This window comes from Pseudomonas mendocina (genome assembly GCA_037482215.1).
GTDB lineage: Bacteria > Pseudomonadota > Gammaproteobacteria > Pseudomonadales > Pseudomonadaceae > Aquipseudomonas > Aquipseudomonas mendocina_E.
Genome location: CP148074.1, coordinates 3,298,433 through 3,323,314 on the forward strand (window position 1 = coordinate 3,298,433; position 24,882 = coordinate 3,323,314).

A 24,882-nucleotide genomic window follows, 5' to 3' on the forward strand; every position below is an offset into this window, starting at 1 on the left:
CAGCCAATATAGAGCCCTCTAGGGGCAGCCTCAACACCGATAAGCTGCCCCGCTATCCTGGCCCCTGAGTACCGATGCGTACTACTTCTTTTTATACAGCTTGGGCTCACCTTCCGGGCGAGTCTTAAAGCGACGATGCGCCCACAGATACTGTTCCGGGCAGGCTGAAACCGATCGCTCCACCCACTGATTAATCAGCAAGCAGTCCTCTTCTTCGCTTTCAGCTGGGAAGCCTGCCAACGGCGGATGAATCACTAAACGATAGCCACTGCCGTCAGCCAAACGCTCTTGTGTAAAAGGCAAGACCCGCGCACGCCCCAATCGCGCGAACTTGGTGGTTGCTGTAACCGTGGCCGCTTGAATTCCAAACAGTGGCACAAAAATGCTCTGTTTGCGCCCGTAGTCCTGATCCGGCGCGTACCATATTGCCCTTCCGGCCCGCAGCACCTTAAGCATGGCACGCACATCTTCACGCTCAATGGCGGTGGCATCTAGGTTATGCCGCTCACGGCCGGTGCGCTGAATGTAATCAAACAGCGCATTTTTATGCTCGCGGTACATACCATCAATGGTGTGCACCTGGCCCAACAACGCCGCACCGATCTCCAGCGTAGTGAAGTGCAGCGCCATCAAAATCACGCCTTGCCCTTCTGCCTGGGCCTGCTGCAAATGCTCAAGACCTTCTATATGGGCGAGCTTGGCCAGTCGAGCCTTGGGCCACCACCAGCTCATCGCCATTTCAAAGAAAGCGATACCGGTCGATGCAAAGTTCTCCCGCAACAGCCGCTCACGCTCCTGCTTGGAAAGCTGCGGGAAGCACAACTCCAAATTGCGCCGGGCAATACGCCGACGCGAGCCTGCGCCTAAGAACATCACTTTGCCCAGCAGCCGCCCCAATTTAAGCAACAGCGGATAAGGCAACTGCACCACCAGCCATAGCAAGCCTAGCCCCAGCCATAACAGCCAGTAGCGCGGGTGCAAAAATTCCGAACGAAAAACAGGACGATCCATACCAATCAGGTCCGATACACTCAACAAAGCGCGGCATTCTAGCAGGACTTCACTGGCAACCTGCTTTAACACTGCACGCAACTTGCGGCCAAGCGGCGTTGTCGTTATAAGTCCGTTACTTTTACCCAGCCGTATCAGGCAGACCATGAGCCAAGCCGATCTACTCGACCAAGATCCCGTATTTCAACTGAAGGGCAGCATGCTGGCCATCACCGTGATGGAACTGTCGCACAACGACCTTGAGCGCCTCGACCAACAGCTCAGCGCCAAAGTTGCACAGGCCCCTGCCTTCTTCAGTAACACCCCGCTTGTTCTTGCGCTGGACAAACTACCAGAGGCAGAAGGCGACATTAACCTGAGCGAATTGATGGACGTGTGCCGCAAGCATGGACTGCGCACCCTGGCTATCCGTGCTAACAGGGATGGCGACATCGCAGCCGCCAATGCCCTTGACCTGCCCGTGTTGCCGCCGTCCGGTGCCCGCGAACGTTTGATTGATCCGGCACCAGCGCCAGTCCCGGCCAAACCGGCTGAGCCAGAAGTTAAACCTACCAAAGTGATCACCAGCCCTGTACGGGGTGGTATGCAGGTGTATGCCCAGGGTGGCGACTTGGTCGTTCTCGCTCCAGTTAGCTCCGGCGCCGAACTTCTGGCCGATGGAAACATCCATGTATATGCGCCCATGCGTGGGCGTGCGCTTGCTGGTGTCAAAGGCAATCAGAAAGCGCGGATTTTCTGCCAACAGATGGGCGCAGAACTGTTATCCATTGCCGGACAGTACAAAGTAGCCGAAGACTTGAGGCGTGATCCGCTCTGGGGACACGCAGTCCACGTATTCCTATCCGGTGACGTGTTGAACATCAAACGTCTTTAACGGATACTTTCGCCACTTTTCGGTATACCAACAAGGCACCTGAAGCCTGCAAAAGGTCACGGAATGCCAGCTTTTTTCTACATTTTGGGGTGAATCACCTTGGCCAAGATCCTCGTAGTTACATCCGGCAAAGGTGGCGTTGGTAAAACCACCACCAGCGCCGCCATCGGTACCGGCCTTGCCCTGCGCGGGCATAAGACTGTCATCGTCGACTTCGACGTTGGCTTGCGTAACCTCGACCTGATCATGGGCTGTGAGCGCCGCGTCGTGTACGACTTCGTCAATGTCGTCAACGGCGAAGCCACCCTGACCCAGGCTCTGATCAAAGACAAGCGTCTGGAGAATCTATACGTTCTGGCTGCCAGCCAGACCCGCGACAAAGACGCACTGACTCAGGAAGGCGTAGCCAAGGTTATTGCTGAACTGAGTGAAAACTTCGATTTCATCATCTGTGACTCTCCGGCGGGTATCGAAAAAGGTGCCCACTTGGCCATGTACTTCGCGGATGAAGCGATTGTCGTGACCAACCCTGAAGTCTCCTCCGTTCGCGACTCCGACCGCATGCTGGGCCTGCTGGCGAGCAAATCGCGCCGCGCCGAGGAAGGCAAAGAGCCAATCAAAGAGCACCTGCTGCTGACTCGCTACAACCCAGAGCGCGTTGTTAAAGGCGAAATGCTGGGCGTTGAGGACGTTGAAGAAATCCTCGCCATCCGCCTGCTCGGTGTAATCCCTGAGTCGCAAGCCGTACTCAAAGCGTCCAACCAGGGCGTCCCGGTCATCCTTGATGAACAAAGCGACGCCGGTCAGGCCTACAGTGACGCAGTTGAACGCCTGCTCGGCAAAGAAGTCCCTCATCGCTTCCTTGACGTTCAGAAGAAAGGATTCATCCAACGCTTGTTCGGAGGTCGCGAATGAATATTTTTGACTTCTTTCGTGAACGCAAGAAGGAAACTCCTGCCGCAATCGCGAAAGAGCGTCTGCAGATTATTGTTGCCCACGAGCGTGGCCAGCGTAGCCAGCCCGATTACCTGCCAGCGCTTCAGCAAGAACTGGTGGCTGTAATTCGTAAGTACGTAAATATTGATTCAGAACAAGTGCAGGTCGCGCTGGAAAACCAGGGCAACTGCTCCATTCTGGAACTGAACATCACCCTGCCCGATCGTTGATCGGCGAACCTGTCTGTCACGCCTGCCAAGGCAGCAGACAGGCTCTGATAACCTGAAACGGCGGCTCTGGCCGCCGTTTCCGTTTGTGGAATACCCATGCCGCTGTCGAATGTCCAAATCATCCATCAGGATGCCGCCCTGCTGGTGATCAACAAGCCCACTTTGCTGCTGTCCGTACCCGGGCGCGCCGAAGACAACCGCGATTGCCTGGTCACCCGCCTGCAGGAAAACGGCTACCCGGAAGCCCGCATCGTGCACCGACTGGACTGGGAAACCTCGGGCATCATCGTGCTGGCCCGCGACGCCGACAGCCACCGCGAGCTGTCCCGGCAATTCCACGACCGCGAAACCGAAAAAGCCTACACCGCCCTGTGCTGGGGCCAGCCGGAGCAAGACAGTGGCAGCATCGACCTGCCCCTGCGCTACGACCCGCCCACCAAACCACGCCACGTGGTCGACCATGAGCTGGGTAAACACGCCCTCACCTATTGGCGCATTGTTGAGCGTTACGACACTCACTGTCGGGTTGAGCTAACCCCCATTACTGGGCGCTCGCACCAATTACGCGTGCACATGCTGTCGATTGGTCACCCACTGCTGGGCGACGGCTTGTATGCCCACCCTGAAGCGCTGGCTGCCTACCCGCGCCTGTGCCTGCATGCCAGCATGCTCAGCCTGACTCACCCACAAACAGGTGAACGGCTGCGCTTTGAGTCACCAGCCCCGTTCTGAACCTCAGGCCTGACGACGCGGCCAGATCAAGCTGAAACAGGCGCCGCCCAGTGCTTCGCTGCGACTGATTGCTGCACGCCCACCGTGCCAATAGGTAATCCGCCGCACAATGGAAAGCCCCAGACCATGCCCGCCTGAAGCGCGGGTACGGCTGTCATCCAGTCGCAGGAAGGGGGTAAAGATATGTTCCCAAGCGTCCTCTGGCACACCGGGGCCGTCATCTTCAACATCCAAGCGGCAACGGTTCGGCCCAACCTGATAACTCACCCGCACCCGCGACTCGGCGTGGCGCATGGCGTTGCTCACCAGATTCTGCAAGGCGCGATGCAAGTAGCGGAACTCAGCTTCCACCACCGCCCCCGCACCATCCTGCGCATCACGGCAGGGGCCAATTTCGACCTGTACGCTGGCCCGTAACGGCGCCAACTCGGTGATGACTTGCTTAATCAACGCACCGAGATCCACCGGCTGGAAGTTCAGCGCAGGCGAGCCCTGCTCCAGGCGCGCATAGGTCAGCATCTCATCGACGAGCTTGTCGAGATCCTGAATATCGCTGTCCATACCTTCTAGGTACTTCTGCCGCGCGTGTTCTGTGTCAGCATCGGCCACCATCTCCAGACCGAAGCGCAAGCGCGCCACTGGCGTGCGCAACTCGTGAGACACCGCCCGCACCATCTCCCGCTGAATAGTCAGTGAGCGCTGCAAATGCTCAGCCATGCCATTAAAGGAAGCTGCAAGACGCCCCACGGAGTCCATCTCGCCCTCCCGGGTCGGCACACGGGCGTCCAGCTTGCCGCTGGCAATCTTACTGGCTGCCCGCTCTAACCCTCGCAGGCGACGCTCCAGCGGGCGCACCAAGAGGTAAACCATCAAGCCGATCAGGCACAGGCTCAAAAGGCCAATCACCACAATCCAGTGCGCCGGATAGGGGTTCATCTGATACATCGGGCCGACTTCGAGCACCCAAGGCGTTTCGACAATGCCGGAGTACACGTAAACGCTGTCACCACCACGCCCCAGCGCCATCACGGTATCGCCCTCATCAACACGGCGACGCTGGTCTGGGTCGAGGGCCGCTTCACTTAAGCGCACTAAACGCATATCGAAGCCAAATTGCTTGTCGTTGTGCAGGGCCGCCAGCCGTTTTGGCTGCTCGCCCCAGGGATAACGCACCAGCTCGTCGATCACTAAAAAACTGATGGCCCGCAGCAGTTGCTCACTGATCTGCTGCACCTCCCCCACCAACAACTTGGGCTCGTCTATCGACAACTGACTGTAGATATTGGCCTCGTGCTCGCCCGTCTGCTCAACCAAGACCTTGCCGCGACGTAGCGATGCACGGTCGCTCGCATCCAGCCCGGCTTGCTCAAGCGTGTCGATACGCAGCGGAATCCCCAGCAAACGTCCCCACACCGACATCGCCCGACGCCGCTCCACATCCACCATCGGATGCAGGTTATCGGCCATCAGACGGAAAGTGCCCTGCGCCAGACGCTCGCGGTACTGATCAACCCGCACCTCGTTGAGCAACTGCAAAGCGCCCAGCCCCAGCAACCCCACGAGCACCAGCACCACCAGCATGCCGCCGTAGATCCGTACAAATATCGAATTCATCGTGACCACAGCTCCAGGCTGCACAAATACCCGGCAGCACCTTTAATAAGGCGCTTGCCGACTCCCTCTGCGTCAAAGCACAAGTGCTTCCGCCGCCTCAGCAACGAACAGATAGCCTTTGCTGCGCACTGTTTTGATCAGACGCGGATGCATCGGATCATCCCCGATCTTGGGTCGTATGCGGGAAATACGTACATCAATGGAACGGTCCTGACCGTCGTACTCAATACCACGCAATGAGCTAAAGATTTCTTCGCGGGAGAGAATGCGCCCGGCATTGGAAGTCAGCAGCCACAGCAAGTCGAACTCGGCACTGGTCAGCTCGATGCTCTGCTCCTTCAGCCAGGCCTCACGCATGGCGCTGTCCACGACCAATGGGCCGAATTGCAGACGGCGACGATCTGTCGCAACCTCTTCGGCTGCCCCCTCATAGCGCCGCAACAACGCACGGATACGGGCCAGCAGCACACGCGGGCGAACCGGCTTACAGACGTAATCGTCCGCGCCCATTTCCAGCCCCAGCACCTGATCCATATCATCGCCACGGGCGGTCAGCATCAGAATCGGCCCCTCGTACTCACCGCGCACAGCGCGACAGATGGACAAGCCATCCTCACCGGGCAGCATCAGGTCGAGAATTACTAAGTCGGGCTGCTCCTGCAAAATGCGCGCAGCGGCTTTGGCGCCATCCATCTCGATTGAGACATGCAGGCCATTGCTCTGAAGATACTCACGGGTCAACTCAGCCAGACGCTGGTCGTCTTCCACAATCAGAATGTGCCACGACTGTTGTTCCACCAAGACCTCCAAGACGGCGCCAGAACGGCCTGCATTGTATCAACGCGTACTCGCCTGCATAGCGCCTGACACGTCTTTGACAAAACACTAGATATAGTATTCACGCACGCCAGCACCACAACCCAGACAAAAAGCCTATTAGTACCAAATGACAACGATGGACGGCATAACCCAGTAAGTACGCGGGCTAACCAACCTACCTCAGTAGCAACCCACAAAACACGCACACGTTATCCACAGGTTGTTCGTAACTTCCCAACTTGCATTACCCCAATTAGCGCATTATCTTGTATGCCAATTACGCGACACCCACCATATATTGGGTGTCACTAGGTAACCGGACACAAGAAGAATGACGCGCACACGGCCTGATCCCAGGCTGTCACCGGAAACCCGATACGCTCTTTAGGCAAGTCCCCTGCACGGTATAAGCAGGACATTACTCGGCAAGGCCCGATTGGCCGCCGGGGGGAACAAAGCAGTAACCCCAAGCGGGTGGTACTACTAGATATAGTGGTTCAGGCGGAAACGCCTTGCGTTGTGACTAAAAAGCCAGGATGGCGAAGACTGCCAACCTGCCCTATTTGCAAGTCCCCGTGGCCCGGCGTAAGCCGAGCGGCGGCATTGTAAGAAATGGAATGAGCGGTACCACCCCAAGATTTGCGGTAACGCATACAGACAATTACAGAACCATGGAGACCTTCATGCAAACCGACACTTCCCGCGAGAACCCGCAGGCCACCGCGCCGCAGGCCAGCGATGACAACGCCACCCTGAGCGCCACCGCTCCGGGTCAGTTGCGAGTGATCAAGCGTAACGGCACCGTTGTGCCTTACACCGACGACAAGATCACTGTTGCCATCACCAAAGCCTTTCTCGCTGTTGAAGGCGGTACTGCTGCCGCTTCGTCGCGTATCCATGAGACCGTTGCCCGCCTGACCGAACAAGTGACTGCGACCTTCAAGCGTCGTATGCCATCCGGCGGCACCATCCACATCGAAGAAATTCAGGACCAGGTTGAACTTGCCCTCATGCGCGCAGGCGAGCAAAAAGTTGCCCGCGACTACGTGATCTACCGCGAAGCCCGCGCCGCAGAGCGTAAGAGCGCCAACGCAGCTGGCGACATCGCCCAGCCACACCCAAGCATCCGTGTGACCCAAGCTGACGGCAGCCTGGTGCCGCTGGACATGGGCCGCCTGAACACCATCATCCGCGAAGCCTGTGAAGGTCTGGCCGAAGTGGATGGCGAGCTGATTCAGAAAGAAACCCTGAAGAACCTGTACGACGGCGTAGCCCAGAGCGACGTTAACACCGCCCTGGTCATGACCTCCCGCACCCTGGTTGAGCGCGAGCCAAACTACAGCTACGTGACTGCCCGCCTGCTGATGGACAACATCCGTGCTGAAGGCCTGGGCTTCCTCGGTGTTGCCACCAGCGCCACCCACCACGAAATGGCTGATCTGTACGCCAAGGCGCTGCCTGCTTACGTTGCTAAAGGTATCGAGTTCGAACTGCTCGACCCGAAACTGGCTTCCTTCGACCTGGAAAAACTGGGCAAGGCAATCAACCACGAGCGCGACCAGCAGTTCACCTATCTGGGCCTGCAAACCCTGTACGACCGCTACTTCATTCACAAAGACGGCATCCGTTTCGAACTGCCGCAAGTCTTCTTCATGCGTGTGGCCATGGGCCTGGCGATCGAAGAGAAAGACAAAGAAGCCCGTGCTATCGAGTTCTACAACCTGCTCTCGTCCTTCGACTACATGGCGTCCACGCCGACCCTGTTCAACGCCGGCACCATGCGTCCGCAGCTGTCCAGCTGCTACCTGACCACCGTTCCGGATGACCTGTCGGGCATCTACGGCGCCATCCACGACAACGCCATGCTGTCCAAGTTTGCCGGTGGTCTGGGCAACGACTGGACGCCAGTGCGTGCGCTGGGTTCTTATATCAAAGGCACCAACGGCAAATCCCAGGGCGTTGTACCGTTCCTGAAAGTCGTCAACGACACCGCCGTAGCCGTAAACCAAGGTGGCAAGCGCAAAGGCGCTGTATGTGCTTACCTGGAAACTTGGCACATGGACATCGAGGAATTCCTCGAGCTGCGTAAAAACACCGGTGACGACCGCCGCCGTACCCACGACATGAACACCGCGAACTGGATTCCGGACCTGTTCATGAAGCGCGTATTCGATGACGGCAAGTGGACCCTGTTCAGCCCGAGCGAAGTACCGGACCTGCACGACCTGACCGGTAAAGCCTTCGAAGAGCGCTACGAGTACTACGAAGCCCTGACTGAATACGGCAAGATCAAGCTGTTCAAAACCATTCAGGCCAAAGACCTGTGGCGCAAAATGCTCTCGATGCTGTTCGAGACTGGCCACCCATGGCTGACCTTCAAAGATCCGTGCAACCTGCGCAGCCCGCAGCAGCACGTTGGCGTGGTTCACAGCTCCAACCTGTGCACCGAGATCACCCTGAACACTAACGCCGATGAAATTGCCGTATGTAACCTGGGTTCCGTCAACCTGCCGAACCACATCGTTGACGGCAAGCTGGACACCGCCAAGCTGGAGAAAACCATCCGCGTCGCTGTGCGCATGCTTGATAACGTAATCGACATCAACTACTACAGCGTACCGCAGGCTCGTAACTCCAACTTCAAGCACCGTCCGGTGGGTCTGGGCATCATGGGCTTCCAGGACGCACTGTACCTGCAGCACATCCCATACGGATCCGACGCCGCTGTAGAATTCGCCGACCGCTCGATGGAAGCCGTCAGCTACTTCGCCATCCAGGCCTCCTGTGACCTGGCAGATGAGCGCGGCAGCTACTCGACCTTCGATGGTTCGCTATGGAGCAAAGGCATCCTGCCGCTGGACTCCCTGCAACTGCTGATCGAGGCCCGTGGCGAAAAATACATCGACGTCGACCGTGCCGAGACTCTGGACTGGGCACCGATCCGCGAGCGCGTGAAGAAAGGTATCCGTAACTCCAACATCATGGCCATCGCACCGACCGCCACCATCGCCAACATCACCGGCGTATCGCAGTCGATCGAACCGACCTATCAGAACCTGTATGTGAAGTCGAACCTCTCCGGCGAATTCACCGTGATCAACCCGTACCTGGTTCGCGACCTCAAAGCACGCGGCCTGTGGGACTCGGTCATGGTCAACGACCTGAAGTACTACGACGGTTCCGTGCAGCAGATCGAGCGTATCCCGCAAGACCTGAAAGACCTCTACGCCACCGCGTTTGAAGTGGAAACCAAGTGGATCGTGGACGCAGCCAGCCGCCGCCAGAAGTGGATCGACCAGGCTCAATCGCTGAACCTGTACATCGCTGGCGCATCGGGCAAGAAACTCGACGTGACCTACCGCATGGCTTGGTACCGTGGTCTGAAAACCACCTACTACCTCCGTGCCCTGGCCGCCACCAGCACCGAGAAGTCCACCATCAACACCGGCAAACTCAACGCCGTATCCAGTGGCGCAGGCACCGAAGGGTTGCAGGCCAAGCCGCAGGCGCCGAGCAATGAGTTCACCAGTGCGGGTCCGGCTCCAGTGCCAAAGGCCTGTGCTATCGACGAGCCAGACTGCGAAGCCTGCCAATAAGGTGGTGAACGCGCGTAGCTGAACGGCGCGCGCGTTGTTACCTGCTCCGCCGAACCCCATCACGTACATAAGTACGCTCAGGGGCTTCGACGAAGCAGGTGCCTAGCGCTCACTCGCTCAGCTCCACGCTGGTGAGATCGCTAAGGTCTAATGAACTAAATGTGTAGTTGAAAGATTTACCTAGCGTCACTGCCCTTTCTTTTCGTGCAGACGCTACAGATCAAGAGCTAGCGAGCTAGAGCAGTACAAGGCAGAAAGCGGCGAGGATGCGCAGTTTGCTGTAGCAAATGAGCAATCCGAGCCGGTTTCTAACGCAGTAATGCCGACGCGCAGCCGCTCGCAGCCGAACACCCTTTGTTTTTGCGTGCAGACCATGCACCTATATTTTATGACCGGTTCAAACCGGCACCCGATCAGGAGGACGCATCATGCTGAGCTGGGATGAATTCGACAAACCCGAAGAAGGCGCTGCACCCAAGGCAGCCGCACAACAGGCCAACGTAGAGGCTGGCCTGGACAAGCTGGACAACCAAGCCGCCGGTTCCGTAGAGGAAGCCCGCGCCATCGACGCCAGTGATTCCGACGCCGTAGCCCGTGCTAAAGCCGCGCTGAACGAGCTGGACATCCAGGAAGGCCTGGACGATCTGGAAGGCGCCAGCGCCCGCGTACACGTGGGCGACAAGCAGATGATCAACGCCCGTGCCGACCTCAACCAACTCGTACCGTTCAAGTACGACTGGGCCTGGCAGAAATACCTCGACGGCTGCGCCAACCACTGGATGCCGCAAGAAGTAAACATGAACGCCGACATCGCCCTGTGGAAGAGCGCTGACGGCCTGACCGAAGACGAGCGCCGCATCGTTAAGCGCAACCTCGGCTTCTTCTCCACCGCCGACAGCCTGGTTGCCAACAACCTCGTGCTGGCCGTGTACCGCCTGATCACCAACCCGGAGTGCCGCCAGTACATCCTGCGCCAGGCCTTCGAAGAAGCGATCCACACCCACGCCTACCAGTACTGCATCGAGTCGCTGGGCATGGACGAAGGCGAAATCTTCAACATGTACCACGAGATCCCGAGCGTTGCGAAAAAGGCATCCTGGGGCCTCAAATACACCCGCTCGATTTCCGACCCGCAGTTCAACACCGGCACCCCGGAAACCGACCGCCAGTTCCTGCGTAACCTCATCGCTTACTACTGCGTACTGGAAGGCATCTTCTTCTACTGCGGCTTCACCCAGATCCTCTCCATGGGCCGCCGCAACAAGATGACCGGCACCGCCGAACAGTTCCAGTACATCCTGCGTGACGAGTCCATGCACCTGAACTTCGGTATCGACGTGATCAACCAGATCAAGATCGAAAACCCACACCTGTGGGATGCCGAAATGAAAGACGAAGCCACCCAGATGATCCTGCAAGGCACTCAGCTGGAGATCGAATACGCCCGTGACACCATGCCACGCGGTGTACTGGGCATGAACGCGGCCATGATGGAGGACTACCTCAAATTCATCGCCAACCGCCGCCTGACCCAGATCGGCCTGAAAGAAGAATACCCAGGCACCACCAACCCCTTCCCATGGATGAGCGAAATCATGGACCTGAAGAAGGAGAAAAACTTCTTCGAGACCCGCGTGATTGAGTATCAGACTGGTGGGGCGTTGAGCTGGGATTGATTCCTCCCGCTTTCTAAGCCCTCTGAGTTTTTAGAGCGCGAACAATAAGCCCCTCTAAATATGAGGGGTTTTTTATACCTATAAAAACTCTAATGCACTATGACTTGAGGTAATAACATGCTCTTTTCTCAGCGCAAGGGAATAAAATCCAGTGAAAAACTTGCACAGTATGAATCTATAGATACGGATCTTAGAAACAGTCTATGGAACGCCTTAGTCGCAACATATTTTGAAAGAGCAAAATTTCAGTACTCACGCAGAGTAACTGGAGATTGCAACCTGATAAATCTAGTAAAAATGCTATGGATCCATTACTTCAAGCTTCCTACTGATCAAATCCCGTACGACTGGGATGACACCCTAAGCGTATTAAGAAAGTACTTTTTTGATTGTGAGTGGTATGAAGTTTACGATTTCATAGAGTACATTTCGAAAGCAGGCCCAACTGGAGTCAAAAAAGACCTCATAGAAATATGCAATGCATTTCTAGAGAGAGAAAACTCTGCATATCGTTTTGTGTGCGAAGAAATCACTCAAATCACATCTCCAGAAGAAATAGAGTCAGTAGAAACTGCATCAAAATCCAAGTACTCCGCCGTTAATCATCACCTAACTACAGCACTAGGCCTTCTTAACAGTCGAAACAACCCCGACTTTCGAAACTCGATTAAGGAGTCAATATCAGCCGTTGAGTGCCTAGTAAAAATATTGACCAACGACTCTAAGGCAACACTTGGCCAAGCATTGAAAAAACTTGAAGAATCCAAAAATCTTCACCCCGCCTTTAAAGCATCTCTATCATCACTTTATGGCTATACGAATGATGCAAGCGGCATAAGGCACGCGCTACTCGATGAGCCCACGCTAACAAAATCTGACGCCAAATTCATGCTGGTAACTTGCTCAGCATTTATTAACTACCTGATAGAAAATTCAGAACATAAACCTTAGAAAGCAAGTAGGGTGGATAAGGCCGAAGGCTTATCCACCATTACGCACGCAATCCCACCACATAACTTGCGTCGCACATGCAATTTTGGTGGATGAAAAAATCGTCATCCACCCTACGGGTACGCAATTAACTCACTTACTGTGTACCTGCTCGGGAACGTTTGGGATTTGAATAATTTGCGGGACGCTTTCCGCAAAATCGCATTTTTGTGAATCACCTGATGGATACCACCGCCCCGCCCCATCAACGTCCCGGTTTTCTGTTGCCGTGGATCATTCGCAATGCCCAACTACCGCCGCGCCCGTATTGCTGGGGCGACTTACTTTTTTACCGTCAACTTACGCAATCGCTCGGACGATCTGCTGATTCGGGAAATTGATTTACTGCGTTGGGCTGTGCGCGTTACGCGGGAACGACATTCCTTTTATATTGATGCATGGGTTGTGTTGCCCGATCACATGCACTGCATGTGGACGCTGCCACCGGGCGATGCCGACTTTGCCAAGCGCTGGAAATCCATAAAATTCGCTTTCGCTAAACGCCTGCCCGCTATCGAACACCGAACCATAAACCAATACCGCCGCAACGAACGCGGCATCTGGCAACGCCGATATTGGGAACACCTGATCCGTAACGATCAGGATTACCAACGTCACTTCGATTACATCCACTACAACCCGCTCAAACACGGCCACGTACACCATCTGGCCGACTGGCCCTACTCGACCTTTCACCGCGCTGTAAAAATGGGTATCTACCCCGCCAACTGGCACACCGAACCTTCACCTAGAACCGAAGGCTACGGCGAATGATCTGCGCACACCACGTGATTTAACCGTTGCCGTGGCCAGCGTTGGTGGATGAATAAGGCGTCATCCACCCTACTCTCAGTCAACGATCAAAATTTCCGGGGGCATTTATCAGAGTCCATCCTGGATGACTCACTGATATATGAAGCCGTGTCGATAACAAAGCTGAACGGTAAATCAATGATGGCCAGAGGAATAATCAGGCCACCAGTCATCTTGATAGACTGCCAGTCAGTCATCATATGTAAGTCAAGATGAGTTCCTTGATATGGACAGAACGGCCCATTCATTATCGCGGCTCCAGCAGTTCCACAACCAGAACACCAACTCAACAAAATTGCGACGACTGCCATCCTTAACTTCATCACTTAAAAACCTTCCTTGATTACACGTGCCACCACTGGGCTAATTTGTTTGACTAAACAAAATCAGGTCGAGTTACATCAATTTTTACTGTGCTTACAATTATGTGTTCCTACATGATCGGACACAGCGCCACATAAGGTGAGTCCAAGCTGACTTTGATGATTTCGCACAACCTCGGGCTAGATAAAGCGCCCCAGCCACTTCCACAGGTTTAAAATCCCCACCCCGTTTTACCAATCCAACACAGCCTCTATGCCCACCACCCTCACCATCTCCGCCGCCTGCCTGTTCGACGATAACGGTCGGCTTCTGCTGGTACGCAAACGCAACACCCGCGCCTTTATGCTCCCCGGCGGCAAAGCCGAACCCGATGAAGATGCGGTCACCGCCTTACAGCGCGAACTTGAAGAAGAGCTGAATCTACGCCTACCTGCAGAAGCCCTGAGTCACCTAGGCCGATTCCAGGCACCAGCCGCCAACGAGGCGGATACCTGGATTGATGCCTGTATCTATAAAGCTCATCTGCCCCACCCTGTCAGCCCGGCTGCCGAGCTGGAGGAGCTGCGCTGGCTGGCAGCGGACGAACCGCGCCCGGACACCCTCGCACCGTTGCTGCGGGAGCATGTGCTGCCGTTAATTTGGCCTGTGCATCAGTAACGCCTCTACCGAACAAGCAGCTTGTTCACGTCCAGGCGGCGGCAACGAAAACGGCCACCAGATAGAGCCCCAAACCAAACACCAAATGCGTCACAAGGCTTCTTGATCTGGCCTGCCATGGTTTGGGCAGGTTCGATGCAGCGAGGCCTAAGCCGAAGGCTGGCTGCATCACCAACCAGGGAATCAGCACGGTAAAGCCACCAAACAGCAGGGCCGGTACCAGGGTTGGCCGAGCCAGCCACTGCGGACTGGTCAGCACAACAAATAGCCCCGCAAAAGCCACGCCGGTGAGGTAGTGAAATACCCATCCCATCCATTTCTCACCGTTAATAGCCGCAGCTTTGCCTATGTTCGGGTGATAGAAAACACCACGGGGCATATGCCCGATCCATCGTCCGACAAGGGCGTAATCCAAGGACGGCACGTTAAAGAGTCGCCAACGCAGCAGCGCCCACATATCCATAAACCATGTGGCCCCCACACCCAGCACAAGTACCTGAAGCAGCAACTCGACTTTCATAGCATCCTCTACCTATTCTTCCGGCAATAGCGGTGATACAAGCCTGCTACTTCAAGCCAACTTGAGGTCAAGTGATGAGTGAGATGGATATCAGCCAGGTTGCGCGCTGGTCTGGCCAACCGGCCTCAACCCTGCGCTATTACGAAGAGAAAGGATTAATCCGTTCCATTGGTAGAAACGGCCTTAAACGCGTTTTTGATGATTCAGTCCTTCAACGCCTCGCCCTCATTGCGTTGGGGCGTAACGCAGGTTTCTCACTCGAAGACATTGCTTTAATGCTCGGCAACAGCCGCACGCCAAGCATTGACCGTGATCGCCTGCTCCAACAGGCAGATGAACTGGACAACCGCATCCGCCAACTAAGCGCAATACGCGATGGCTTAAAGCACGCAGCCCAATGCTCGGAGGACAATCACCTGAGTTGTCCTAAATTCCAGCGTTTAATGTCTGTCGCCAGCAAAAAAGCCAAGCGCAAGACCGCCACCCGCCCCCAGCAAAAGATGCCCACAAACCATTGATTGGGTGCGAGCGTGCTCTGCTGGTGGTTGGGAAAAAATTGATCTGCACGCCTCAAGGTGCTGCTGATCAGCACACGCTGGACAACCCCAAGCCCCATCACCAAACTGCCTGAAGCCGCTCATGGACGGGCGATCAGGCTAAGTGCCATTCCCTCCTGTGCGCTGTATAACCCCTCAACCGGGCACAGCGATTGATGACTGCAATTATTTTGGTGTTCCTGTTGGCTGGTGTGATCAAGGGTGTGATTGCCCTGGGCCTGCCGACTATTTCCATGGGCCTGCTGAGTCTGGTGATGCCACCCGGCGCAGCGGCCAGCCTGCTGATTATTCCGTCACTGGTCACCAATGCCTGGCAGCTACTGATTGGCCCTGACTTTTTCGGGCTGATCCGGCGCTTGTGGACTCTGCTCGCCGGAATCATCCTCGGCACGTTGTTTAGCCCGCTGCCAACCCTCAGCGCTGGTTCAGGGTTAACGCAAATAGCGCTGGGAGTGGTGCTGATTATGTATGGCGTATGGGGCTTACTGGCCAAAAGCACACCAAATCCAGGCCGCCATGAGCGGTGGCTATCCCCCACTCTGGGCTACATCACGGGCTGTATCAGTGCTGCGACCGGCATTTTCGTTATCCCGGCGGTGCCGTACCTGCAAGCCCTGAGGTTGCCAAAAGATGACCTGATCCAGGCACTGGGCCTGGCGTTTACAGCCTCTACTGTGGGGCTTGCCCTTCAGCTCGGGCAGGACAATCAACTAGCGCAAATTGATTACAGCCAGTGCCTCATCGCATTACTGGCCGCACTAGCGGGCATGTCAGTCGGCCAGCACCTGCGCCGGTATATCAGCGAAACGACTTTTCGCCGCCTGTTCTTTATCGGCCTGATTGCACTGGGGGCTTACATGGCGTTGCATTGAGCGATCAACCTCATGCACACGTCCGGTCGGCCCTTGTGTAGCTCTCCATCGAAGAGTTCCCTTATATGTGGGCCGACAATCCAACTTGCGACAAGCGGGAACTTGACCTATTTAGATGGGTCAGTAAAACCTAGCGCCTTCGGGCTTCTGTAACGGCTATTACGTGATAGCCCAGGAAACGGATTTTTATGTACGAATTCAATAAAGTCTTCGCCTCCCTGATCTGCACCCTGCCGCTGATGGCCTGCGCGGCCACGCCTGAGGCACTCAAGCCTTACCCAGCGCCGACAGAAGGGTACACGCGCCATGTGATCGACCTGCCAAAGCTGGATAACGAGAACGACCACAAGGTTGAACTGCTAGCGGGTAAAACCATGGAGGTGGATTGCAACATTCACCGTCTGGGCGGCCAGTGGCAAGACAAGACAGCCGAAGGCTGGGGTTACAGCTATTACGAATTGAGTGATGTCGGCCCCGGCATCAGCACAATGATGGGCTGCCCAAACAATGAGCCAAAGAAAGCATTTGTCCCGGCAGGCGGCGAAGCTAAGTTGGTTCGTTACAACAGCAAGCTGCCAATTGTTGTGTACACCCCTGCCGATGTTGAGGTGCGTTATCGGGTGTGGTCAGCCACCCCGGAAGCGACCGTTGCTAAGCAGCAATAAACCACTCTGAGTACGCCTGCCCGCTCGATGAGCACAGGCGTACTTAATAGCGTTAGGCCATCAATTTTCAGTTTCCAACACACATAAGTGCAGATACAGTTCCGATCGGCGGCACATTGATGTCACCGCCTAAGCCATAACGACTCAGGAACGAGTATCCATGTTAAACACTCTGAAACTCTCCGCTGCATCCCTCGCCTTTCTCTTTTTAGCTGGCTGCGCCTCGGTGCCGATGGAGTCGGCTGATAAAGATCAACAGCTGAAAGCGTTCCCGTCCCCCGCTAACAATCAAGCCGGGCTTTACATATTCCGTGACTCGTCTCTTGGTCCTGCCCTCAAAAAGAGTCTCTACATTGATGACCAATTGATTGGCGAAACTGCGACTAAAACCTATTTTTACCGTCTCATCACTCCCGGTCAGCACACGCTCTCAACTGAGTCAGAGTTCGGCAATAACAACCTGATTCTGGATGCCCAGGCAGGAAAGAATCATTACGTTCGCCAATCCATCAAAGTCGGCGTATTCGTTGGGGGAGCCAAGCTAGAAGAGGTATCGGAAAGCGAGGGGCAAAAAGGCGTTATGGAGTCCAAACTGGCCCGCTGACGCGCAGTCGTTATTACGCTTGTACCCTCCGTTCGTCTCTGTTTCTCAGGGACGAACCACCCTCCCCTTGAAGTTCTCTCCAGCACCCCACATCTACTGAGCCTGAACATCAATCGAGCCAGCCCATGGCTCAGGCTTTTGCATACGCAGCAGCCTTCTGTAACCGGCCATGCGCCGTACGATTTATTTGGATACCCATGAAAAAGATTCTGTTGCTCGATGGCGGCAAAGCGTTCGCCCATTCCCAAGGCCAATACAACACTACCCTGCACAACGCTGCTGAAGCGCTGTTGCTAGAAGCTGGTTTTGAGGTCAAAACCACCTTTATTGACGGTGGTTACGATGTGAAGGAAGAGGTCGAAAAAATGCTCTGGGCCGACGTGATCGTCTGGCAGATGCCCAGCTGGTGGATGGGCGCACCTTGGACCGTAAAGAAGTACATGGATGAAGTGTTCACCGAAGGCCACGGCAGCCTGTATGCCAGCGATGGACGTACCCGCTCCGATGCTTCGCAAAAATACGGCAGCGGCGGTCTGGTACATGACAAACGCTACATGCTGTCAGTGACCTGGAATGCCCCGGTGCAGGCCTTTGAAGACCCAACCGATTTCTTTGAGGGCAAAGGTGTCGACGCCGTTTACTTCCCGTTCCACAAGGCCAATGCCTTCCTTGGCATGCAAGCCCTGCCCACCTTTATCTGTAACGATGTGATGAAGGTGCCGAACATTGAAAACGACGTGCTGCGCTATCAGCAGCACCTGCGTGACGTGTTCGGTATCGCTCAGTAAGGCATAGCGGGCATCACGGCGCGCCGAATACGGCGGTCCAGTAGATGCCCGCGTCACTCTTGGGATCGCTGGCGTAGGCAGCGCCAAAGTCTTTGTACTGCGCCCGCATCAGGGTGGTGCAATGGCCAGGGCTGCTTAGCCAGCCGTCCACTACCTTGGCCGCAGTATCCTGCCCGGCAGCGATGTTTTCCCCCACACCCTGGCCGCTGTAACCAGCAATCTCCACGCGGTCACCCGGTGTACGGCCGTCAGCGTCGATGTGGCTGAAGACATTGTGATTGGCCATATAACGGCTGTGGGCCTCTGCTGTGCTGGCCAGGGTTTCATTCCAACTCAAAGGACCAGCAGCAGGCAGCATTTCTGCACTGCCACACTGGCGTGCAGTGCCACGGGCCTTGTTGATGGCTTCCAGCAACTTTTGCCCTTCAGCATGCCATTCACCTAAGCGACTGGCCAACAGCGGGCGAGCCACCAGAATGCGCCATTCACGGTCAAAACGGCTGACACCAATGTCAACGTATTGCGGATCAAGGAAAACCTTACAGAAACTTTCCTTCAGCACCTTCAGTGCTGAGGCGGCATCCCGTGGGCCAGACAGCGTGACCGATTGCACATTAACCATCGGATAACCTTTACGCGCCATCGACTCCTGCAAGTCCACTGCGCCTATCGCCGGTAGCACCAGACGGCTATCAGCATTCAGCGCTGGCAACTCCTGTGAGACGCCGCCATCACAAGCCTGGGGCTGGCTGCGGTAGTGGTTGATCAGGCCGATAAGCTGAGTCTCCTCAGAGGCCTGCGCCAAGCCACTTAGCAAGGTCAGGGACAAGGCCAGAAACGCCTTCATGGAAAAACCGGTTGCCATGCTTGTTCCTCAATCTGTTAGTACCCACACAGGAGTCTGGTGAGGTTGACGATCTTGGCTCAGCTCAGCGTAGGAAACCAGCCCCTGAAACGACTGCGCCCCCGTTTTAGGCGGGGGCGCTTGGCTGTTTCACTGGCTGGCCTCAGCAGCCAGTGGTTTATAGAGGAGTTGGCTCAGTAGCCTTTAATCATTCCTCTTCCAGAACCAGATCGGCTACTCCGGCTGCTTTAGCAGCCTGCTGGGAGGCAACGCGTTTGCTGCGCATTTTGCCGAATTGGTGATCAAGGGCGCTGTGCAGCTTCTCGATCGAACCGTCAATCGCGTGCTCCAGTGATTCAGCTTTATGGGTGACTGAGACAGGCTGCAGGCCTTTTGGCCGGGCCTCGATCTGGCAGCGCTTATCGTGGGCGCCAGCTTTCGAGCCATTGTCGTCGTGCAGGTGGACGACAATGCGGGTGAGTTCTTCATCAAAACGCTCAAGGCGGCTGGCTACACTTGCACTTACCCAATCAACCAGACGTGAACTGCCAGCAATGTTGTGATCGCTATGAACTTGGATTTGCATGACGCTTTCCTTCTTCAACCTTGCGAATTGCGCCGCTTCTCAGGGCGACGGCTTCAGCCTACGCCAATCAGCCCCCCCTGAGGCAAGCCCTAAAATATTGATCTAGGCCATGGAACCTGCATCCGCAAAAAAACAAAGGGCTGAAACCCTGATGCCCTGTGCCTCTGAGCTAATGCGCTGATAATTCAAACAATTCATTTCGGCATTATCAGCGCATCAAATGGCAGATATACCACCAGAAAGAGCCCTGCAGATCAGCTTTTCAGGCGGTAGCCCGTCTTGAAGATCCAGCCCACGGCCAAAATGCACAGCAGCAAAAATCCGCCAATCATGGCCAGACTCAAGCCCACATTCACATCGGAAACGCCGAAGAAACTCCAACGAAAAGCGCTGATCAGGTACACAACAGGGTTGAACATCGTTACCGTCTGCCAGGTCTCCGGCAGCATGCTGATGGAGTAAAACGCACCACCGAGAAACGTCAGCGGTGTGACGATCAGTGCCGGCACAATTTGCAGCTTCTCCCAACCATCTGCCCACACCCCGATGATGAAACCAAACAGGCTGAACGTGAGCGCTGTCAGCACTAAAAACGACACCATCCACACGGGGTGCTGAATTTCAAAATCGACGAACATACGGGCAGTAATCAGGATTATCGTGCCCAGAATCACAGATTTAGTCGCAGCCGCACCGACATAACCAATCAGGATTTCCAGATAGGAAATAGGGGCAGAAAGAATCTCGTAAATGCTGCCCGAATACTTGGGCATGTAGATGCCGAACGAGGCGTTAGAAATGCTCTCCGTCAGCAGCGCCAGCATGATCAGCCCCGGTACGATAAACGCTCCGTAGCTCACACCCTGCACTTGATTCATGCTGCTGCCGATGGCCGAGCCGAACACCACGAAATACAACGAAGTGCTGATCACCGGCGTGGCAATGCTCTGCAACAGAGTGCGCCAGGTACGGGCCAGCTCGAACAGGTAAATCGCCTTGATGGCGTAAAAATTCATAGTCTGTACGTCCTTAAAATCGTTACGGCTGCGCTTAGCGTTCGGAAACCAGCGACACGAAAATCTCTTCCAGCGAGCTTTGGCTGGAGTGCAAATCTTTAAAGTCGATGCCGTGCTGTGCGAGCTCCTTTAGCAGTTCGGCAATCCCGGTCTGCTCGCTTTGGGCATCAAAGGTAAACACCAGGCTGTGGCCGTCGTCAGCCAACTCCAGGGGATAGTGGGACAAGCCGCTGGGGATGCTTCTCAGGGGCTGTTGCAGGTGCAGCGTCAGTTGCTTCTTGCCGAGCTTCTGCATCAAGGTGTGCTTGTCTTCCACCAGAATGATCTGGCCTTTGCGGATCACGCCGATACGGTCGGCCATCTCCTCGGCTTCTTCGATGTAATGGGTGGTCAGGATGATGGTCACACCGCGTTCACGCAGGGTCCGCACCATGTTCCACATATCGCGGCGCAGCTCCACGTCTACACCGGCTGTAGGCTCATCCAGAAACAGGATTTCCGGCTCATGGGACAGCGCCTTGGCGATCATCACCCGGCGGCGCATACCACCGGACAATTCGAAGATTTTCGCATCGCGTTTTTCCCACAGGGAAAGGTCACGCAGTAACCGCTCTAGATAGGCCGGATCGGGCTTTTTACCGAACAACCCTCGGCTGAACTTCACCGTCGCCCAGACGGTTTCGAACACCTCGTTGACCAACTCCTGCGGCACCAGGCCGATTTGCTGACGGGCTGCGCGGTAGTCTTTAACAATGTCTTTACCGCCCACCAACACGCGTCCGCCACCGGGGTTGACGATGCCGCAAATGATGCTGATCAGCGTTGTTTTGCCAGCACCATTGGGCCCCAACAGGGCAAAAATCTCGCCTTTGCGGATTTCCAGATCAATGCCCTGCAAAGCCGGATGACCGCTGGCATAGGTCTTGTTGAGTTGCTGAATAGAGATCACTGCCGACACAGGACGACCACCTTAACCGTAAAAAATTGCACAGTTTAGGGCGTCAGGCAGCTCGACGATATCCAAACAGTGCCAACGGTTACCTGATTCACCGTTTGAGTACTCAAATACGACAGTCATTGAGTACAAGTGGACTGCACTGCTAGGCTGAGCAACCACGCCATGACAAAGGAACCGATCATATGGTGCTTCGCCCGACGCTTACCGGCCTTACGCTGCTTGCACTGCTGGCGGGCTGCAGCTCAGCGCCTACCGACTCGACTCAGTGCAATGTTGAGCACCTGCAAAAAATGCGCGGCAAGCAAATCGACGGCAATCTCGTTGATGAGCTTCAGCAAGACGCCAACGCTAGCACCGTTCGTGTTCTGGCTCCCGGTGACCGCTCCACGCGGGACTTCAACCCGCAGCGCCTGAACATCGACATCGACGAAAATGAAGTCATCGTCCGCCTGTCGTGCGGCTAAGCCACTGACGCTGGCGTCCTGAGCGGGCATACTGACAGCGTCTTTCTCAAGTCTTTTTATCCATGCGCATTCACGTCACCTTTATCGATCGCGTCGGCATCACCCAGGAAGTTCTGGCACTGCTGGGTGGACGCAATCTCAATCTGGATGCGGTGGAAATGGTTCCGCCGAACGTTTACATCGACGCCCCAACGCTAAGCAGCGAAGTGCTGGATGAGTTGCGTGAAGCCCTGTTCAACGTGCAAGGCGTTCAAGCGGTCACCATTGTCGATATCCTCCCCGGCCAACGTCGGCACCTGCAGTTGGACGCCCTGCTTGCCGCCATGACCGACCCGGTACTGGCAGTGGACAGTCAAGGCCGGATATTACTGGCGAACCCAGCCCTGATTGAACTGTGTGGCTGCCAGCCCGACGGCCTGAGCATTGGGGAGCTGTTTGCAGATGAGCCGCTGCAAAAAGAGCTGCTCAGCCAAGACTTTCGTCTGCCAATGCGCGAGATCACGGTAAAGGGCCAAGCCTTGCTGCTGGATGCGCAGCCCATTACAGAAAGCATTGATATCGGCACACGCCGCCTAACAGGCGGTTTGCTTAGCCTGTATGCTCCCAACCGGATCGGTGAGCGTCTGGCCGCCTTGCACCACGACCATGCCGAAGGCTTTGATGCACTGCTAGGGGATTCAACCGCCATTCGAAACCTCAAGGCCCGCGCCCATCGTATTGCGACGCTGGATGCCCCTCTGTTGATTCAGGGTGAAACCGGCACCGGCAAAGAGCTCGTAGCCCGAGCCTGTCACGCCAGCAGCTCGCGCAGTACGGCGCCGTTTTTGGCCCTGAACTGCGCCGCACTGCCGGAAAACCTCGCTGAAAGCGAACTGTTCGGCTATGCCCCCGGTGCATTTACGGGCGCACAACGCGGTGGCAAGCCCGGCCTGCTGGAACTGGCACACCAAGGCACGGTGTTTCTCGACGAAATCGGTGAGATGTCGCCCTATCTGCAAGCCAAGCTGCTGCGCTTTCTCAGCGATGGCAGCTTCCGTCGCGTTGGCGGTGAGCGTGAAGTGAAGGTAAACGTACGTATTCTTAGCGCTACCCACCGCGACCTTGAGGCGATGGTCAACGAGGGCACATTCCGCGAAGACCTGTTCTACCGCCTCAATGTGCTCAAGCTGGAAGTACCGCCGCTGCGCGAGCGCGGACAGGACATTCTGCTGCTAGCCCGGCACTTTATGCAGCAAGCCTGCGCGCAAATTCAGCGCCTCCCGTGCCGGCTGACGCCCGAAACCTATCCAGCACTCCTTAACAACCGCTGGCCGGGCAATGTGCGGCAATTGCAAAACGTGATCTTCCGCGCCGCTGCAATTTGCGAGAGTAATCTGGTGCAGATTGATGATCTGGACATTGCAGGCACGTCAGTAGCCGCCGAGCAAGCCAGTAGTGAGATCAATAGCCTGGATGAAGCGGTGTCTGAGTTCGAGCGTAACCTGCTGGAAAAGCTCTACCCAGATCACCCCTCTACCCGGCAACTTGCCGCCCGCTTGAAAACATCCCACAGCGCCATCGCCACACGCCTGCGCAAATACGGAATTCCCAAGACCTAGCCTGCAGTTTCTTCGGTGTACGTTTTAATCCAGAGAGACTCCGCCGTAGCCTGGCTTAGCCGCAGGCGTAATCCGGGTTCCGCTGGCGCAACCACCATCTCAACGGCGGAAACGCTTCGCGGTTCCGCCCTACGGGGGCACGCTTAAATCCTGAGAATCTGTGCCTTAGTGTGGGTCAGACTTAAGCAAACTTCTGCAAGTTCGCCATCATTTCCTTCATGGCTTCAATGTTGTCTTTAGGGTGCGCGGCGCCTTCGAAATCACAGATTTTGCTGAAGTTGGCCGCGACATCCTCAGGGCTAAAACCTTCACGCGGGTCAAAGCCAACGCCAAGGCTGCGCTCCCAGCGCACTTTACCCATCCAGCCACCACCCACCTCGAAGAGGCCCGCTGTTTCTTCACAAGCGCTGCTGGCTAGGTAAACCACCAGCGGGCTGACCAGCTCCGGCTTGAGCTGCTCAAATACTTGCGGCGGGATCAAGCCTTCAGTCATGCGGGTTCCGCCAGTCGGAGCAATGGCGTTGACCAGAATATTATTTTTGCGCCCCTCAAGCGCCAGCGTACGGGTCAGACCATACAGCCCCAGCTTGGCCATGCCGTAGTTAGACTGACCAAAGTTGCCGTAAATGCCAGACGTAGATGCAGTGAAGATGACCCGACCATAGCCCTGCTCTCGCATGTGCGGCCAGGCAGCCCGGGTGACTTTATAGGCGCCCTCAACGTGCACCTTGTAGACCAGATCCCAGTCAGCATCCTCCATCTTGTGGAAGGTCTTGTCGCGCAAAATCCCGGCGTTGTTAACCACCACGTCAATGCGGCCAAAGTTTTCCAGAGCGCATTGAACGATCTTCTCGCCCTCGGTCACTGAGTCGTGGTTAGCCACCGCCGTGCCGCCTGCTGCTCGAATCTCTTCGACGACCTTGTCAGCCGCAGAGGCATTGGCGCCTTCGCCGTGGGTGCTACCGCCGAGGTCGTTGACCACAACCTTAGCCCCATGTTTTGCGAACAACAGCGCGTGGGCGCGTCCCAGACCACCACCTGCGCCGGTGACGATGACAACCTGATCCTTAAAGCCAACGACATCACCCATGTGCCACTCCTCTGAATAGTGATCGATCCCTGAAAGTGTCCGACAAGC

At 55.9% G+C, this 24,882-nt stretch carries 25 protein-coding genes; 16 read left to right on the forward strand and 9 right to left on the reverse strand.

What is annotated here, in order from left to right; all coding sequences use genetic code 11:
• Positions 1-81 precede the first annotated feature (81 nt).
• The gene (locus WG219_15450; GenBank protein WXL24697.1) at positions 82-1,011 is read right to left on the reverse strand and encodes a lipid A biosynthesis lauroyl acyltransferase; all 930 of its coding nucleotides are present in this window, start codon (positions 1,009-1,011) and stop codon (positions 82-84) included.
• A gap of 145 nt (positions 1,012-1,156) precedes the next feature.
• On the opposite strand from WG219_15450, the gene minC reads away from it, so the two are divergent.
• The 4 genes from minC to WG219_15470 all read left to right on the forward strand — a co-directional run bounded on the left by minC (position 1,157) and on the right by WG219_15470 (position 3,783).
• Positions 1,157-1,885 carry a septum site-determining protein MinC gene (gene minC / locus WG219_15455; GenBank protein WXL24698.1) on the forward strand — a complete coding sequence of 243 codons (729 nt, stop codon included), beginning with the start codon at positions 1,157-1,159 and terminating at the stop codon, positions 1,883-1,885.
• Between the two features lie 99 nt (positions 1,886-1,984).
• Complete coding sequence (gene minD, locus WG219_15460) at positions 1,985-2,800, forward strand: septum site-determining protein MinD (protein WXL24699.1); 816 nt, start codon at positions 1,985-1,987, stop codon at positions 2,798-2,800.
• Positions 2,797-3,051, forward strand: a complete 255-nt coding sequence (gene minE, locus WG219_15465; GenBank protein WXL24700.1) for a cell division topological specificity factor MinE — start codon at positions 2,797-2,799, stop codon at positions 3,049-3,051. Before minD ends, minE begins: the two co-directional genes overlap by 4 nt.
• Positions 3,052-3,147: 96 nt before the next feature.
• Entirely contained in the window at positions 3,148-3,783 is a 636-nt protein-coding gene (locus WG219_15470) for an RluA family pseudouridine synthase (GenBank protein WXL24701.1), read from the forward strand.
• Between the two features lie 3 nt (positions 3,784-3,786).
• Here the strand turns inward: WG219_15470 and WG219_15475 are convergent, their stop codons facing one another.
• Together WG219_15475 and WG219_15480 are read right to left on the reverse strand one after the other, a co-directional pair.
• Positions 3,787-5,397 carry an ATP-binding protein gene (locus tag WG219_15475; GenBank protein ID WXL24702.1) on the reverse strand — a complete coding sequence of 537 codons (1,611 nt, stop codon included), beginning with the start codon at positions 5,395-5,397 and terminating at the stop codon, positions 3,787-3,789.
• Between the two features lie 72 nt (positions 5,398-5,469).
• Entirely contained in the window at positions 5,470-6,195 is a 726-nt protein-coding gene (locus tag WG219_15480) for a response regulator (protein WXL24703.1), read from the reverse strand.
• Between the two features lie 704 nt (positions 6,196-6,899).
• Here WG219_15480 and WG219_15485 point away from each other — a divergent pair.
• The 5 genes from WG219_15485 (at position 6,900) to WG219_15505 (ending at position 14,272) form a co-directional block, all read left to right on the forward strand.
• Positions 6,900-9,812 carry a ribonucleoside-diphosphate reductase subunit alpha gene (locus tag WG219_15485; protein ID WXL24704.1) on the forward strand — a complete coding sequence of 971 codons (2,913 nt, stop codon included), beginning with the start codon at positions 6,900-6,902 and terminating at the stop codon, positions 9,810-9,812.
• Positions 9,813-10,240: 428 nt separating this feature from the next.
• Complete coding sequence (locus tag WG219_15490; protein WXL24705.1) at positions 10,241-11,488, forward strand: ribonucleotide-diphosphate reductase subunit beta; 1,248 nt, start codon at positions 10,241-10,243, stop codon at positions 11,486-11,488.
• Positions 11,489-11,605: 117 nt separating this feature from the next.
• Positions 11,606-12,439 (forward strand): hypothetical protein, encoded by an 834-nt coding sequence (locus WG219_15495; GenBank protein ID WXL24706.1) that lies wholly within the window; start codon positions 11,606-11,608, stop codon positions 12,437-12,439.
• A gap of 282 nt (positions 12,440-12,721) precedes the next feature.
• On the forward strand, positions 12,722-13,252 hold the full coding sequence (locus WG219_15500; protein ID WXL24707.1) for a transposase: 531 nt from the start codon (positions 12,722-12,724) through the stop codon (positions 13,250-13,252).
• 615 nt (positions 13,253-13,867) lie between these two features.
• Positions 13,868-14,272: an NUDIX domain-containing protein gene (locus WG219_15505; protein ID WXL24708.1), complete on the forward strand. Its 405-nt coding sequence runs from the start codon at positions 13,868-13,870 to the stop codon at positions 14,270-14,272.
• 25 nt (positions 14,273-14,297) lie between these two features.
• On the opposite strand, the gene WG219_15510 is transcribed toward WG219_15505, so the two are convergent.
• The gene (locus tag WG219_15510) at positions 14,298-14,792 is read right to left on the reverse strand and encodes a DUF2938 domain-containing protein (protein ID WXL24709.1); all 495 of its coding nucleotides are present in this window, start codon (positions 14,790-14,792) and stop codon (positions 14,298-14,300) included.
• Between the two features lie 74 nt (positions 14,793-14,866).
• Here WG219_15510 and WG219_15515 point away from each other — a divergent pair, with 74 nt between their 5' ends.
• The 5 genes from WG219_15515 to WG219_15535 all read left to right on the forward strand — a co-directional run bounded on the left by WG219_15515 (position 14,867) and on the right by WG219_15535 (position 18,278).
• The gene (locus tag WG219_15515) at positions 14,867-15,310 is read left to right on the forward strand and encodes a helix-turn-helix domain-containing protein (protein ID WXL24710.1); all 444 of its coding nucleotides are present in this window, start codon (positions 14,867-14,869) and stop codon (positions 15,308-15,310) included.
• A 194-nt stretch (positions 15,311-15,504) separates the two neighbouring features.
• Positions 15,505-16,221: a sulfite exporter TauE/SafE family protein gene (locus WG219_15520; GenBank protein ID WXL24711.1), complete on the forward strand. Its 717-nt coding sequence runs from the start codon at positions 15,505-15,507 to the stop codon at positions 16,219-16,221.
• Positions 16,222-16,409: 188 nt separating this feature from the next.
• On the forward strand, positions 16,410-16,886 hold the full coding sequence (gene eco / locus WG219_15525; GenBank protein WXL24712.1) for a serine protease inhibitor ecotin: 477 nt from the start codon (positions 16,410-16,412) through the stop codon (positions 16,884-16,886).
• 160 nt (positions 16,887-17,046) lie between these two features.
• Positions 17,047-17,490 carry a DUF2846 domain-containing protein gene (locus WG219_15530; GenBank protein WXL24713.1) on the forward strand — a complete coding sequence of 148 codons (444 nt, stop codon included), beginning with the start codon at positions 17,047-17,049 and terminating at the stop codon, positions 17,488-17,490.
• Between the two features lie 197 nt (positions 17,491-17,687).
• Positions 17,688-18,278 carry an NAD(P)H-dependent oxidoreductase gene (locus WG219_15535; GenBank protein WXL24714.1) on the forward strand — a complete coding sequence of 197 codons (591 nt, stop codon included), beginning with the start codon at positions 17,688-17,690 and terminating at the stop codon, positions 18,276-18,278.
• 13 nt (positions 18,279-18,291) lie between these two features.
• Here the strand turns inward: WG219_15535 and WG219_15540 are convergent, their stop codons facing one another.
• From WG219_15540 to WG219_15555, 4 genes are all read right to left on the reverse strand, one after another.
• A complete protein-coding gene (locus WG219_15540) occupies positions 18,292-19,125 on the reverse strand; it encodes a CAP domain-containing protein (protein ID WXL28019.1) in 834 nt (277 codons plus the stop codon).
• A 205-nt stretch (positions 19,126-19,330) separates the two neighbouring features.
• Positions 19,331-19,708: an HPF/RaiA family ribosome-associated protein gene (locus tag WG219_15545; GenBank protein ID WXL24715.1), complete on the reverse strand. Its 378-nt coding sequence runs from the start codon at positions 19,706-19,708 to the stop codon at positions 19,331-19,333.
• 254 nt (positions 19,709-19,962) lie between these two features.
• A complete protein-coding gene (locus WG219_15550; protein ID WXL24716.1) occupies positions 19,963-20,724 on the reverse strand; it encodes an ABC transporter permease in 762 nt (253 codons plus the stop codon).
• A 34-nt stretch (positions 20,725-20,758) separates the two neighbouring features.
• Positions 20,759-21,682: an ABC transporter ATP-binding protein gene (locus tag WG219_15555; protein ID WXL24717.1), complete on the reverse strand. Its 924-nt coding sequence runs from the start codon at positions 21,680-21,682 to the stop codon at positions 20,759-20,761.
• A gap of 182 nt (positions 21,683-21,864) precedes the next feature.
• On the opposite strand from WG219_15555, the gene WG219_15560 reads away from it, so the two are divergent.
• Positions 21,865-22,146, forward strand: a complete 282-nt coding sequence (locus tag WG219_15560; GenBank protein WXL24718.1) for an I78 family peptidase inhibitor — start codon at positions 21,865-21,867, stop codon at positions 22,144-22,146.
• A gap of 62 nt (positions 22,147-22,208) precedes the next feature.
• The gene (locus WG219_15565) at positions 22,209-23,744 is read left to right on the forward strand and encodes a sigma-54-dependent transcriptional regulator (protein ID WXL24719.1); all 1,536 of its coding nucleotides are present in this window, start codon (positions 22,209-22,211) and stop codon (positions 23,742-23,744) included.
• Between the two features lie 181 nt (positions 23,745-23,925).
• On the opposite strand, the gene WG219_15570 is transcribed toward WG219_15565, so the two are convergent.
• On the reverse strand, positions 23,926-24,834 hold the full coding sequence (locus tag WG219_15570) for an SDR family oxidoreductase (protein ID WXL24720.1): 909 nt from the start codon (positions 24,832-24,834) through the stop codon (positions 23,926-23,928).
• Between the last annotated feature and the right edge of the window lie 48 nt (positions 24,835-24,882).

Coding starts and splice junctions, on each gene's coding strand:
- WG219_15450 (WXL24697.1), bottom strand. CDS start 1,011: ATGGATCGTCCTGTTTTTCGTTCGGAATTTTTGCACCCGCGCTACTGG.
- minC (WXL24698.1), top strand. CDS start 1,157: ATGAGCCAAGCCGATCTACTCGACCAAGATCCCGTATTTCAACTGAAG.
- minE (WXL24700.1), top strand. CDS start 2,797: ATGAATATTTTTGACTTCTTTCGTGAACGCAAGAAGGAAACTCCTGCC.
- WG219_15470 (WXL24701.1), top strand. CDS start 3,148: ATGCCGCTGTCGAATGTCCAAATCATCCATCAGGATGCCGCCCTGCTG.
- WG219_15475 (WXL24702.1), bottom strand. CDS start 5,397: ATGAATTCGATATTTGTACGGATCTACGGCGGCATGCTGGTGGTGCTG.
- WG219_15485 (WXL24704.1), top strand. CDS start 6,900: ATGCAAACCGACACTTCCCGCGAGAACCCGCAGGCCACCGCGCCGCAG.
- WG219_15490 (WXL24705.1), top strand. CDS start 10,241: ATGCTGAGCTGGGATGAATTCGACAAACCCGAAGAAGGCGCTGCACCC.
- WG219_15495 (WXL24706.1), top strand. CDS start 11,606: ATGCTCTTTTCTCAGCGCAAGGGAATAAAATCCAGTGAAAAACTTGCA.
- WG219_15500 (WXL24707.1), top strand. CDS start 12,722: ATGCCCAACTACCGCCGCGCCCGTATTGCTGGGGCGACTTACTTTTTT.
- WG219_15505 (WXL24708.1), top strand. CDS start 13,868: ATGCCCACCACCCTCACCATCTCCGCCGCCTGCCTGTTCGACGATAAC.
- WG219_15510 (WXL24709.1), bottom strand. CDS start 14,792: ATGAAAGTCGAGTTGCTGCTTCAGGTACTTGTGCTGGGTGTGGGGGCC.
- WG219_15515 (WXL24710.1), top strand. CDS start 14,867: ATGAGTGAGATGGATATCAGCCAGGTTGCGCGCTGGTCTGGCCAACCG.
- WG219_15520 (WXL24711.1), top strand. CDS start 15,505: ATGACTGCAATTATTTTGGTGTTCCTGTTGGCTGGTGTGATCAAGGGT.
- eco (WXL24712.1), top strand. CDS start 16,410: ATGTACGAATTCAATAAAGTCTTCGCCTCCCTGATCTGCACCCTGCCG.
- WG219_15530 (WXL24713.1), top strand. CDS start 17,047: ATGTTAAACACTCTGAAACTCTCCGCTGCATCCCTCGCCTTTCTCTTT.
- WG219_15535 (WXL24714.1), top strand. CDS start 17,688: ATGAAAAAGATTCTGTTGCTCGATGGCGGCAAAGCGTTCGCCCATTCC.
- WG219_15540 (WXL28019.1), bottom strand. CDS start 19,125: ATGAAGGCGTTTCTGGCCTTGTCCCTGACCTTGCTAAGTGGCTTGGCG.
- WG219_15545 (WXL24715.1), bottom strand. CDS start 19,708: ATGCAAATCCAAGTTCATAGCGATCACAACATTGCTGGCAGTTCACGT.
- WG219_15550 (WXL24716.1), bottom strand. CDS start 20,724: ATGAATTTTTACGCCATCAAGGCGATTTACCTGTTCGAGCTGGCCCGT.
- WG219_15560 (WXL24718.1), top strand. CDS start 21,865: ATGGTGCTTCGCCCGACGCTTACCGGCCTTACGCTGCTTGCACTGCTG.
- WG219_15565 (WXL24719.1), top strand. CDS start 22,209: ATGCGCATTCACGTCACCTTTATCGATCGCGTCGGCATCACCCAGGAA.
- WG219_15570 (WXL24720.1), bottom strand. CDS start 24,834: ATGGGTGATGTCGTTGGCTTTAAGGATCAGGTTGTCATCGTCACCGGC.